The following is a 12,175-nucleotide window of genomic DNA, read 5'->3' as shown; positions in this document are numbered from 1 at the left end:
GGGCGGGGTGAGGGCGATTTTATGTCCAGCTACTTAGATCTGAGGATACCCAAAAGGAGCACCCCTACAGGTCAAAAAGTCGTTCTCGTTTGTCGCTGCGCTATAATCGGGCTAAATTACTTCAGATCTTAACCCACACAGATGAAAGGCCAAAACTTTGTGAACTGGTTGCTGGGCGATCGAGCGGGGAAAGCCACGATCGCAGTCTGGGACTGGCTGTGGGGTAAAGAAGTCGTTATTCCTCCGCCCAGCCAAGAAGAGATCTTGGCTGTTGCCGAGCGCGCTCTCGATCGGATGACGCAATCTGTCGCTAATCTCTCTGCTGCCGTGGAGCAGCAAGCCAGTTCCTACACAAAGCTTCAACTGCAATACGACAGCAAAGCCCAAGCAATCGCCGACTTGGAACGAGCGGCGGCGGTAGCTGCCAAAGCAGGGCGCGAGCGGGAGGCGCGGCTGACGCTGGCACAAGTCATTCAGCAAGAACAATTATTAGCACAGTTGCAGACCCAAGTCGATCGAGCTGAAGCATTACTGATTAGTTCGCAAAATCGGTTAACTCAAGAACAGTTGGAAGTAGAGCGGTATCGTACTGAAATTCAGAACACTAGAGATCTCTCGCGTGTCAATGTCGCCCTACGAGAACTTGCGTGCGTCAATGATGGCTTAACTAATGGCTCCGCCAAATCCACTCTAGAAAATGCCCAAATGCAAGCCACCGAATATGAAATGCAGCAAAAAATTCTCGCCGACATATCCCAAAATCGATCGGAACTCACGAACGAACAAAGCGATCGCGAACTCCAGAATAAAGTCAACGAGCGACTAGCTAAATTACAAGATAATAGTTCTGAGTTACCCCTGAATTAACAATTTTATGACTTCCAAAAAAGGACTGCCGCCCATCGTCTACATCGCCGGATCGCTGGCTCTGGCTGGTTTAGGATATGCTGTTTATAACAAGTTAAATACTGCACCTGCTCCGATCGTGACTACAGGCGATCGAACCTCAACAACTCAAGTAGCCTTCGATGTGCCATCTACGGTGCCAACCGGAACTATCGTCAAAATTGGCGGTGCCACTAGCATGGTGCAATTTAATAAGGCTCTAAAAACTGGTTTCGAGCAAAAATTTCCTGGGGTTCAAGCTCTAACTTTAGCCTCAAGTTCTAATCGAGGTTTAGCAGATGTCGCCGCTGGCACGATCGATATTACTGGGGTTTCTCGCGAACTCACTGCGGCTGACAAAGATCGCGGCTTAGTAGCGGTGCCAATTATTAAAGACAAAATCGCGATCGTCGTGGGTAAAAACAATGCTTTTACTAGTGGTTTAACATCCGCGCAAGTCGCCAAAATCTTTACAGGTGAAATTAAGAACTGGTCGGAAGTTGGTGGCAAATCTCTGCCGATTCGACCAATTCTCCGCCCGATCGATAGTGGTACTCACCAATCTTTTCAGGATCTGGGGCTACAGGAAAAAAACTTTGGCTCTGGCGGCAATTTCAAGGTGTTAGAGCGGGATGCGACGACACCCTTACTTCAAGCCCTCGGTAACGACGGTATTGGCTATGCCACTTACGCCCAAGTTGCCAATCAGTCTACCGTCCGCGTGATGGCGATCGATGGCGCGACACCGGAACTGTCTGGCTACCCCTATAGGCGGACTTTAGCATACGTTTACAAACATCCACCCAATGATGCCGTCAAAGCATTTTTAGGATTTACTACTTCCAGGGAGGGGAAAGAATTAATTTCCCAACAATCTCAAAACAAGTAAATTGTTTAGATCGATCCTAATCGGGATTATAGATAGCATTGTCGATCGATTTGAATCTAGCAAATCTCAACTCTTCCACGACCACCGACATTAGAATGGTAGCATCGGCGATCTCACAAACATATGATTCCAATCCATCAAGCTCAACAGCAATTGCAAAGTTTAATCGATGAAGTGAGCCAGTCACATCAACCGATCGTTATTACTGGAGAAGGTAGTAATGCCGTGCTATTGTCCGAATCAGATTGGACATCTGTACAAGAAACATTATATTTACTCTCAATCCCAGGAATGCGCGAATCAATTAGGGCGGGACTTGCAACACCAATAGCGGAATGCGATCGGGAGTTGGAGTGGTGATTTGGGATCTAGTTTTCACGAAACAGGCACAGAAAGATGCTCGGAAACTGGCTTCTAGTAATTTATGAGATAAAGCACAAGCTTTACTCGATATCATTCAAATGAATCCATTTCAAAATCCACCACCTTATGAGAAATTAGTAGGTGGTTTGGATGGTGCCTATTCGAGGCGAATCAATATCCAGCATCGTCTAGTGTATGAGGTAATTGAGTCTGAAGGTATAGTGAAAATCTTACGAATGTGGACACATTATGAGTAGTTCTTCGTTAATTAGAATAGAATCTAATTAACAATTACCATTGATGTTCATCGAGTTCTTCTCTTGTCAATGATGGTTGGATATCATCATTCGTGAATCGATGGTCAAAGTGTTGTCGCAAATATTGAAACGCACGAAATGCGGCGTATTGTTCGTTTTGTACAATACCATCATCATCCATCTGAATGTTGTTCATCCAGATTGTGAATGCGGTCGTAATGATGGTAGGGTCATTGATAGTTGTGAGATATTTGTCCCAGTTAAGTTGTCCAGAATCAAATTCCGCAATAGAGTCTAACTCCCATGCAGGATTGTCGAGTAGTCCTTTTGAAGTAAAATTGATAAACCAGTAAAGCGCACATTTAAGGTCGTGTGGGATGGGATTCATGGTTAATGACATGCTTAAAAGTTATAATCCGTGCATGTATAGTAACCGCCAAGGCTATTAGGGCAATTCGACCATTACTGCCACAACCCCGACTTCTTCGAGAAGTCGGGGTTGTATCCTCACAAGCTTGGCAACTGCTGTATCACCAATTATTATATATAGCTAAAGCAAAAAAATCCCCGCTTTATAGCGAGGAAAATTAACTTAATGAGCGTCTTGCAGCTCGTAAAAATCAGGCGAAACATAATCCTTCCTGAGGGGATAGCCGACCCAATCTTCCGGCATCAATATCCGCTTGAGATTGGGATGACCTTCATAGACGATCCCATACATATCAAAAGTTTCCCGTTCTTGCCAATCAACCGTCCGCCAGATCCAATATACCGAAGGCACCACGGGATTTTCGCGAGATAAGAATACCTTGATTCTCACCTCTTCAGGCTGCACGGCATTATCACTCACCTTTGTTAAGTGATAAAAACTCACCAAATCGTCACCAGGCCCCGCATCATAGCCGCCCTGACACTGTAGATAGTTGAACCCATAAGCATATAGGGCCGTTGCTACAGGTAATAAAAACTGTGCCTCGACGCGGAGTACTTCCACTCCTTGAGCGTCAACAGCTAATGCGGTATGGTCTACAAAGCCGTTTTGGGTCAACCACTGGGAGACTTTACCAGCAGGTGCGAGTGGAGCCGGTGCTGGAGTAATTTCAGCTGTTGGGGTTTCTTCCTCAGCCACGTTCGACCTCCTGTTTTTGAGCGGTGGCTAGTGCTGGCGTGACTGGCATGCCCATTGCTGCGGCAATTTCCGCAGGGGGATGGTCGTGAGTACCTGTCTGGAGATACGCGCCAGTCAAAATTGGCGACACGACTTTCATGTTATGCGTCGTACTGTAATAACGGTGAGTTTGATTTAATAAACCTCGCTCTTGCATCGACTCATTGGCAATTTTCTTGCGCAGCTTCACCAGCGCATCCATCAATGCCTCGGGACGTGGCGGACAGCCGGGGAGATAGATATCAACAGGAATGAGTTTATCGACACCGCGCACGGCAGTCGGCGAATCCGCACTAAACATCCCCCCAGTAATCGTACAGGCACCCATCGCAATTACATACTTGGGTTCGGGCATTTGTTCGTAGAGGCGGACTAGTGCGGGAGCCATTTTCATGGTGATTGTCCCTGCCGTAATCAATAAATCGGCCTGCCGCGTACTCGCACGCGGTACCAGTCCAAATCTGTCGAAATCAAAGCGAGAGCCGATCATGGCGGCCATTTCGATAAAACAGCAAGCAGTCCCAAATAACAGCGGCCACAAGCTAGACAGCCGCGACCAGTTATATAAGTCATCTACTGTTGTCAAAATCACATTTTCCGACAAATCGGTCGTCACTTGCGGACGCTCGATCGGACTAGAAATTCGCTCTAAATTAGGGGATCGATCGAGAGGATTCATGACCATTCTAAGGCTCCTTTGCGCCAAGCATAAACTAGGGCAATTACAAGTATTGCGATAAAAATTAGAGCTTCAATAAAAGCCAGTAAGCCCAACTGACTAAATGCGACCGCCCAGGGGTATAAGAATACTGTCTCTACGTCAAAGACGACAAAGACCAGGGCAAACATATAGTAACGGATATTGAACTGAATCCACGCTCCACCGATCGGTTCCATCCCCGATTCATAAGTCGTGCGTCGTTCCGCACCGCCACTAGCCGGACGCAGTAGTTTCGATGCTGATAATGCCAGAATCGGCACCAGGCTACATGTCAATATGAAGCCGAGTAGATATTCATAACCGTTGAGGACAAACACAGATTATTCATATTCATGAAGGGATAACGATCGATCTCACGGCAATCGGGCACACATCCACGCGCTGTCACAAACATCTATCCTCACTAGGACAGAGACAATCTATAACGCGGCTTGATGAGGTGCTGTCGATCGGCAAGACTCAATCTGTCTTCTATTTTATCAAGATAATGCGCTGGGGGATAGGATCGACCTACATTTCGATCCGATCGGCTCTAACCGATCCCGTCCAGTAACATTCGATCGAGGATGTGGCGATCTTTCCGAGCTTGTCGATCGACAGTATTCACAAGCCCTTGCTGCTCGCTGACTGACTAACTGGCGGAGTGTTGCAGAAAGATCGGTGGTCATCAGGGCTAGTTTTGGAGCGTAGCATGAAGTGCGGCATAGGCTCTGATTTTGAGGAAGCCGATGAGAGTGTCGAGTTGTTGGTAAAGGTCGATTTCTGCGGTTTTGGCGGCGGTGAGGGCGATTTCGCGGTTCTTCTGGAGGAGGGTTTGGAGACGCGATTGAGATGCTGCGGATACTTTGAAGTTAATAATCTGCGCTGATGTGGGTCGATCGATTAGAAAGTCTAAAATCTCTTGGTAGGTGCCAGATGTATTGTTGACGGAGCCTCTGTGCAAGAGAATCGAATTATGTGTAGGGGTCGGATCTAGGGTGGGTTGCCCTAGTAGTGTGGTGGCAATCGGGCGAGTAAAGAGGTCGGAAAACTGGCTTTGAAATGGAGCTAGGCGTTGGGCGAGGTCGTCGGGGATATCGATCGTGATTTGAGCCATCGTACAACACCATAACAAAAAAGCGGGCGATGGGACTCGAACCCACGACGTTCACCTTGGGAAGGTGACATTCTACCACTGAATTACACCCGCAGCTAGCACGATCTTATCATACAAGACGATCGATAGACCACAGACATTTCAGGGATCTTCGTTTACGATCGAGTTAAGTCGGTTTGAGATAAACGTTCGCATTAGCCCGAAATTGGTCGATCTTTATGAATAGACTGCATCGAATCTCGTTGTCGCAGCCACGACACATCAGCATCGTCGCTCATCGCGGTAACACCGCACAGGTTAAGTCTGAAAACACGATCGAAGCTTTTAGTGCGGCGATGTCGATCTTGGGTGAATGTAATACCCACAGCGGTATCCCGCAGATTGAATTCGATCTGCGGCTCTCTAGGGATGGTTATGTAATTATTTATCACGATCGCACGATCGATGGCATGGAGGTTAGCGATCTAGATTACCCACAACTGCAATCGATGGCTCAGAGCAAGGGCTTTGAAATTCCGTTATTTGAGGATCTGCTTAAGTTATGTCGCGATTTTGTACCAGCACCATTGCAGCGGCGGATCGCGCTCGATATCGAGATCAAAGAAGAAGGCTATGAAGAGCGAGTCATTGCCCTAGCTACCCAGTATCTTAGCTACGACAACTTTGTCATCAAATCTTTTAATGATGCTTCGGTGCGAAAAATCAAAGATCTCGACCCGCAAATTAAAGTAGGTTTATTACTGGGCAAAGTTACTGGCAAATTTCCATTGTTGAGTATCTTAACCCAATTTTTTCCAGAATACCGAATTATCAAAACCGGAGCTGATTTTGTCGCACCACATTTTCGGTTGCTCAGATTTGGTTTTTTGTGGCGGATGAAGTTAATGAATATAGAAGTATTTGTCTGGACTGTGAATGAAGAACGGCGACTAGTGAAACTGCTCAAAAGTAAATATATTGCGGCAGTAATTACCGATCGACCCGAATTAGCCTTAGCAATAGTCGCCAGGCTCGATCGGTCTAAGTCGCTGAATCAGCCAAAAGTCCGGCGATTGCCGGCAAGATGAGGGTGCTTGAGATCCAGATAGATAAGCATAAATAGTAAGATCGATGCATGTGTTTGACTCCTGTTACTATTTAAAGCGGTTCTAAGTGTAGATACAATTACATAATTTTGGTCATGCGATTGACATATTTCCAGGCAGAAGCATAATCCTTACGGATTAATTCCCAAAAATAATCATCATCAAAAGCCAAATAGTGTAGTTCTACTTTAGGTTTCTTCTGGCGCGATGGCTGTGAATGTGATTGGCGAGTGTGATGCTTTTTGCGACGCGATGGTACCCCCAGCGGAGCGGAGATCGGCAGCAGGGTTAGTTGGGTAAATTGAACCACAATTTCAGGTTGAGGAGTGAGGATATGGGTCTAAACTATCGGAGTTCGTCCGTTGGCGTAGCCTCCGCGAAGCGGAAACTCTGTTGAACGAACTCAAGCAGCGATCGCCAATCGGCTAGCTCATAATCTCAATTGGTTCGATCGAGTCTGCTGGTTGAAACCCAAATATTTGGGCGTAAAAATAAAACTCGCCAGTCAGCGCGCGTTTGATATTGTCCGATTGCCGGAAGCCATGCTGCTCGGTGGGGAAGGTGACATAGGCAACGGGAATCTGTTTGGCTTTGAGGGCGTCTACCATCATTTCAGCTTGATTGGGCGGGACGACTTTATCTTCCAATCCTTGGAAAAAGACGATCGGGCAGGATAATCGCTGGGTAAAATACAAGGGCGATCGATCTTGATAGATATTAGCACTTGCGGGGTAAGGTGCGACCAAGCGATCGAGATAGCGAGATTCAAATTTGTGAGTCTCTGTGGCTAGGGCAGCCAGATCGCTGACTCCATAGTAGCTGGCTCCGGCTTTGAAAGTATTGCCAAAAGTTAACGCAGCCAGGGTGGTATACCCCCCAGCACTACCGCCGGAAATAGCCAATCGATCGGGATCGGCTAAACCTTGTAGCACTAGATGGAGGGCGGCATTGGTACAGTCATCCACATCCACGATCCCCCATTTTCCATCGAGCCGGTGTTGATAAGCTTTACCGTAGCCGGTACTGCCGCCATAATTGACATCCACCACGGCAAAACCGCGACTCGTCCAGTATTGAGTTTTGAGGTTGAGTCGATCGGAAGCTGCTGCGGTGGGGCCACCGTGACTTTTGACTAGCAGGGGCGGTTTCTCGCCTAGCAAGGGCTGGTAATCGCGGTTGGTGGGTGGATAGTAGAATGCATAAGCAGTCTGACCGTCGGCGGTGGGAAACTCGATCGATTCGGGAATCGAAAGATAGCCGGGATCGATCTTTAGTTGGTTGGAGTGCTTGAGGATGGTGCGGGCTTCGGAGAGGAGATCGATCGTCACAATGTCGCCAGTTTGGGTCGCTGAAGCACCACAGTAGACGACGAGATTGCCCGTCGCCCGAATGCTGCCAATATCGGTATGGGGCACATTTAGCGGGGTCAGATGTCCGCTGGCAGTATTAATCAGAGCCAGATGCCAGATCCCATTTTGACTATAGGTACAGACAATCCGCTGCTTGCCGACGAGGGCGTAAGTAGACATCCCAAAATTCCATTGGGGCAGACTAAATTCAGCAGCCAGTTCGTAAACAATCGTGACTTTATCATCGCGCCAGCGATAAAGGTTGCCCCAACCCGTGCGGTCGCTGACAAAATATAAGGTATCGTCGCTAGCCCATTGGGGCTGAAAGATGGTTTCGCGCGCGCCGCCAGCAACTAGTGCTGGTGCGGATAGATAACCATCATTGACTGTCGCTACTTGCAGATTGGTGCCATCCCAGGGCAAGTTCGGGTGATTCCAGCTCAACCAGGCGAGTTTGCTGCCGTCGGCATTCAAACGCGGTGCGGCATAAAAATCACAACCCCCCACCAGCACGATCGCCTCATGAGGTGCTTTGAGGTCGATACTGACGATCGTATTCAATGCTTCTAGCTCCGTCGAGTCATGCTCCTCCTGGACGCAAATCAGCCGCTGACGGTGCGGATCGATCGTCAAATCTGCATATCTTTTAGTTTTATCGTGGGTGAGCTGCTGCACCGCATCGGGCTGTGCCGATCGCAAATCCTGCACGTACAAGCAGTTATCGCTAATGTTACTAAAATACACGCGACCATCGGCAACCGTATAGGCCGCGCCGCCGTACTCATGCACGCGATTGCGCACATTATACGCTGGGGGCGTGATGTCGCTCATCTGCCCATCGGCTGTCCGTCTGACGATGACACTGCGTCCGGCTTCTTGGGGTCGAGATTCCAACCAATAAATATCTGTCCCATCCAAAACAATGGAACTTAGCCCGATACTATCAGCGACGATCGAATCGGCAGTAATCGGTGATTTCCAGGAACCAAAGGGAGCTAGTTGCATGAGTGACGATCGGTGTAAGGTTTAATTGGGAATTGAGAATTGCGTTTACTAAGGATTCTAACCGATCGTGCCTAAGCCTCGTACCCGATCTTGACATCTTGTTGCCAGCTCCAGCAAAATTTAGTGGCGATCGCTACAGGGCTTGGTAGGACGGGATTACTAGTATCGATTGAATAGCTTAAATTAGCGATCGACAGTCAACTTTTTGCTCTCAAGATCGCCATTAATTGTTGGGGATCTCTACTCACTAATTGCGGCGATAGTTGCTCGTGAAACAATGTTTCATAGAAGAAACAAGCAAAGCCACCAAACTCGCTAGCGATCGTCAGATCGATTTGCGCGGCGATGGACTCAGTGGAAATCGGTTTAGTTCTCAGTCCGGTTAAAATGCCAATTAAGGTCGGGATTTTAGTTTTAATTGCCCTCACTTCCGGCTTGCTAATTTCGCCCGCGAAGGCATCTAAGCGATCGCGATAAACTTGCAATACTAACTCATCTACCAACCCCAGATCGCACCAACGTTGCCAATCGACTAGATACCGACTTTTGGCAAAACCCAAGGGATTGGGCGAAATTGACACCAAACAATCGTGCCGAATTGCTCTCACCCGACTTGCGATTTCAGCGAGTAATCCCGTCAACTGTTCTCTACGCCACTCATCCCAATTAGCGTGCGGCTGGGCTGCGAATAGTTGTTGCGTTAGCTTGTCGTAACCCAACTCTACCGGCAAGGCAAAATGGTCGTCTAATTGAACTCCCGCCACGGGGTATCGCGCGACTAGATCGCCGATCGTTTCTACTACAAACTCCCGCACGCGATCGTCACAGGGATTCAACCATACCTGCGGATCTGGCTGCCCACTCGCTCCTTGAATCCGCTGCAAACTGCCACGCCGATCGATCGTCAGTAACTCGGGATGCAGGCGCGCTAGCGGCGATTTTGGCGGCACCATCAACCCATATTCCCACCAGGGAATCACGCGAATCTTTAGCGGTGCTGCCAGTTCGATAATTTCTGCTAGCATGTCTCGCCCGACGAAGGGACTATCGGGTAATACCACCGCTCCCGTCAATTTTGCCGCCACTGGACTCGGATAAAGCGTATATCCGCGCTGCCACACCACTGGATAAATCGTATTAAATCCCAATGCTGCTAACTGTCGCAAGCCGCGATCGAGATTGGCGCGCGAATGCATCACCTGACTATCGACATTCGTCAGCCACACAGCCTGCTGAAATATTGGTGGCGGTAAGGGATTGCTAGTTTCCAAAGCACTCGATCGGCTCAATTAGCACATCGGCATTGTATTGCCTCCCATCTTACCGCACTCTCCCCGCCCCCCGCGCCCCCTGCACATGTGTACTTTTTAATACCAAAGATTATAATTAAAGACTCCGAACCGATCGATCTTAATTTTGAATAGTGGCAACATCACAAATGATGAAAACAGCACAGCAGATGCTAACGATCCTGATGTCAATCCAAGTTCTGAGCTTGGCGATCGCGCCCCAGGTATCCTCCGAAATTAAATATGGTGCCCACTTTAAATACGTCAAAGAGGATCGCGAAAATACGCGCTGGTCAAATTTTCCCATCCCCAGAATCTCGGCTAACTTCTCCAAAGAACAACGACAACTTTTGTGGGAAGCATTACTAAAAATTCAGGAACGAATGCAGTCTAAATCGGTACTCGAATGCATCGCCAAAAATGCTAATGATGGGTATTATCAAGACGAGACACCTGTTAAAGCAGCTCAAAGAATGGTGACGGGTGCGCGACTCAGAATGGTCAAAGATGAACGATCGACACAAACGAGAAGGCAACAATTATTTATCGAGACTGGTGTCATCGAAGATAGTACTGCTGACGCTTTTACCTATTTTGGTAAAAGTAGGAAAATCGACAAAGATCTGACTATATATATCGTTCGCGATAAAATGGGTACCAAGAACTCTGATTATTGGGCGGGAACGATCGCCCATGAAGTGTTGCACATTTATACATACAAACATCCAGCCTACGATCCGAACCAAGACTATTTCGAGCAATTTAAAGGCAATATGATGTTTGAAACTGAATGGTGCCTGAGTGGCCGCCGCAAAAAGAGTAAAGATGGCGTTTGGTATATAGATGCTACTTTCAATGAAAATTATTAAAGAGATCGATCGTGCTAGTAGTGGCTTTATACAATTAAGCTACAATTTGAAAGTCATTTAAAATTCACGATCGATGACTTATTTTTTCGTTCTCATGCCGCCTGATTGGACAGATGCCGATCGCTATTTATGTAGACCGATCGTTGGCAATCGGAGAGCGATGCAAGTGCCGTGGCTAGCAATTGCAGCTGGGGTAAAAAATGGCAACTTTAAGTTTGTTTCGAGTCAGAATCTCGATCGAGATGTCGCCCAGCAGGCGATCGCCGCAGCGACTGCCCAGCAAGAATCGCAAGCGGTCAGTTGGGATACAGTTGAAAAGCGCGGCTTAATTTTTAAAAAGCCTTATCTACTCCGCGCGATCGTCCCCGGTCAAACAGCACCCACCCCAACGCCAATGGACGACCTCTCCTGCGAGCAATTGGTGAGTCCCACAGCGATGTTAGCGGCTAGTAATACTTTATCTGCGCCGAGTCTGATGGCAATTATTCCTAAGCGGGGTTGGCTGCTAGTCTGTCCCGGCAGAGTGGATGAATTTCCCAAACTCGCCCAAATGCACGATTTGGCGACCCAGATGATGGCTGACGAAGACCGCGATCGCGTGCTGGGTAGTGATGTGTTCTTTTGGGAAAATGGCACCCTCACCGGACAAGCAGTCCGCACCGATTCATCTGGCTATGTCAGCCTCGCCCAACCGCAATCATCCGCCTGGTCGGTGTAAGATTAAAATCGGCGGGACACGACACCACGATCGGATCGAACGTAATACCAATGAGGCTGTGCGCGATTCAATTTCAGATCGAGGTCTAATTCCCTCAAACAATCAACCGAAACACTTACCAGCTCGTTAATTTTCTCGATCGATATTGTCATAAATACTTGACAGGAGTTTTTCAAAGACGATTTGTTTAAATTCTTCGTCATTCATGTATTGCATAAATATCTTCTCGTTGCCATCCAGGCGATCGATAAACAGGTTTTCCAGATGTTTGGCAAGGACGGGGGCAAAGTTCTCTTTAGTGTTGATTCGAGCTGCTTGTTTGAGCGCATCGGTGGCGATCGCCGTTTCGTGGATCTGCTCGAAAAAGAGCTGGTCGGCGATCGTGAAATCGGTGCTAAAACGTTCGTTGAGAGAGTTGACGAGCTGGGAGAGGGGTACATCTCGATCGGGTTGGCCTGTGCCGACTGCGGTGGCACCTTGT

At 48.0% G+C, this 12,175-nt stretch carries 14 protein-coding genes, 1 tRNA gene and 2 pseudogenes; 7 read left to right on the top strand and 10 right to left on the bottom strand.

Features of this window, described 5'->3' with window-relative positions:
* The first annotated feature begins 141 nt into the window (after positions 1-141).
* The 4 genes and pseudogenes from RMO84_RS19035 (at position 142) to RMO84_RS19020 (ending at position 2,394) form a co-directional block, all read left to right on the top strand.
* Positions 142-867, top strand: coding sequence for a hypothetical protein (locus RMO84_RS19035; protein WP_310490006.1), 726 nt, complete (start codon positions 142-144; stop codon positions 865-867).
* A gap of 7 nt (positions 868-874) precedes the next feature.
* Complete coding sequence (locus RMO84_RS19030) at positions 875-1,774, top strand: substrate-binding domain-containing protein (protein ID WP_310490005.1); 900 nt, start codon at positions 875-877, stop codon at positions 1,772-1,774.
* Positions 1,775-1,897: 123 nt separating this feature from the next.
* Entirely contained in the window at positions 1,898-2,134 is a 237-nt protein-coding gene (locus tag RMO84_RS19025) for a type II toxin-antitoxin system Phd/YefM family antitoxin (RefSeq protein ID WP_310490004.1), read from the top strand.
* Positions 2,131-2,394: pseudogene (locus RMO84_RS19020) on the top strand (Txe/YoeB family addiction module toxin). Before RMO84_RS19025 ends, RMO84_RS19020 begins: the two are co-directional and overlap by 4 nt.
* Before the next feature lie 34 nt (positions 2,395-2,428).
* On the opposite strand, the gene RMO84_RS19015 reads toward RMO84_RS19020, so the two are convergent.
* The 6 genes from RMO84_RS19015 to RMO84_RS18990 form a co-directional block, all read right to left on the bottom strand.
* The gene (locus RMO84_RS19015; protein WP_310490003.1) at positions 2,429-2,794 is read right to left on the bottom strand and encodes a hypothetical protein; all 366 of its coding nucleotides are present in this window, start codon (positions 2,792-2,794) and stop codon (positions 2,429-2,431) included.
* Between the two features lie 192 nt (positions 2,795-2,986).
* A complete protein-coding gene (locus tag RMO84_RS19010; protein WP_396135898.1) occupies positions 2,987-3,523 on the bottom strand; it encodes an NAD(P)H-quinone oxidoreductase subunit J in 537 nt (178 codons plus the stop codon).
* Positions 3,516-4,241, bottom strand: a complete 726-nt coding sequence (gene nuoB, locus RMO84_RS19005) for an NADH-quinone oxidoreductase subunit NuoB (protein ID WP_310490007.1) — start codon at positions 4,239-4,241, stop codon at positions 3,516-3,518. The genes RMO84_RS19010 and nuoB overlap by 8 nt, the downstream gene beginning before the upstream one ends.
* Entirely contained in the window at positions 4,238-4,600 is a 363-nt protein-coding gene (gene ndhC / locus RMO84_RS19000) for a photosynthetic/respiratory NAD(P)H-quinone oxidoreductase subunit C (protein WP_309736338.1), read from the bottom strand. The genes nuoB and ndhC overlap by 4 nt, the downstream gene beginning before the upstream one ends.
* 356 nt (positions 4,601-4,956) lie before the next feature.
* Positions 4,957-5,379 carry a hypothetical protein gene (locus RMO84_RS18995; protein WP_310490002.1) on the bottom strand — a complete coding sequence of 141 codons (423 nt, stop codon included), beginning with the start codon at positions 5,377-5,379 and terminating at the stop codon, positions 4,957-4,959.
* A 21-nt stretch (positions 5,380-5,400) separates the two neighbouring features.
* Positions 5,401-5,472 (bottom strand) — tRNA-Gly (locus RMO84_RS18990).
* A gap of 125 nt (positions 5,473-5,597) precedes the next feature.
* Here RMO84_RS18990 and RMO84_RS18985 point away from each other — a divergent pair.
* The gene (locus RMO84_RS18985; protein ID WP_310490001.1) at positions 5,598-6,446 is read left to right on the top strand and encodes a glycerophosphodiester phosphodiesterase; all 849 of its coding nucleotides are present in this window, start codon (positions 5,598-5,600) and stop codon (positions 6,444-6,446) included.
* A gap of 97 nt (positions 6,447-6,543) precedes the next feature.
* Here RMO84_RS18985 and RMO84_RS18980 read toward each other — a convergent pair whose 3' ends face one another.
* The 3 genes from RMO84_RS18980 to RMO84_RS18970 form a co-directional block, all read right to left on the bottom strand.
* Entirely contained in the window at positions 6,544-6,774 is a 231-nt protein-coding gene (locus tag RMO84_RS18980; protein ID WP_310490000.1) for a hypothetical protein, read from the bottom strand.
* A 115-nt stretch (positions 6,775-6,889) separates the two neighbouring features.
* Positions 6,890-8,818, bottom strand: a complete 1,929-nt coding sequence (locus RMO84_RS18975) for a prolyl oligopeptidase family serine peptidase (RefSeq protein WP_310489999.1) — start codon at positions 8,816-8,818, stop codon at positions 6,890-6,892.
* A 197-nt stretch (positions 8,819-9,015) separates the two neighbouring features.
* Complete coding sequence (locus tag RMO84_RS18970) at positions 9,016-10,107, bottom strand: family 10 glycosylhydrolase (protein WP_310489998.1); 1,092 nt, start codon at positions 10,105-10,107, stop codon at positions 9,016-9,018.
* 134 nt (positions 10,108-10,241) lie between these two features.
* Between RMO84_RS18970 and RMO84_RS18965 the strand changes: the two genes are divergently transcribed.
* A complete protein-coding gene (locus RMO84_RS18965) occupies positions 10,242-10,976 on the top strand; it encodes a hypothetical protein (protein WP_310489997.1) in 735 nt (244 codons plus the stop codon).
* Positions 10,977-11,049: 73 nt separating this feature from the next.
* On the top strand, positions 11,050-11,694 hold the full coding sequence (locus tag RMO84_RS18960) for a hypothetical protein (protein ID WP_310489996.1): 645 nt from the start codon (positions 11,050-11,052) through the stop codon (positions 11,692-11,694).
* A 126-nt stretch (positions 11,695-11,820) separates the two neighbouring features.
* On the opposite strand, the pseudogene RMO84_RS18955 reads toward RMO84_RS18960, so the two are convergent.
* A pseudogene (locus tag RMO84_RS18955) lies at positions 11,821-12,175 on the bottom strand (type I restriction endonuclease subunit R); the annotation flags it as partial.

This window comes from Chamaesiphon sp. VAR_69_metabat_338 (genome assembly GCF_031423935.1).
GTDB lineage: Bacteria > Cyanobacteriota > Cyanobacteriia > Cyanobacteriales > Chamaesiphonaceae > Chamaesiphon.
Note: the sequence above shows the minus strand (reverse complement) of the source record. Positions and strands in the feature narration are given on the sequence as shown.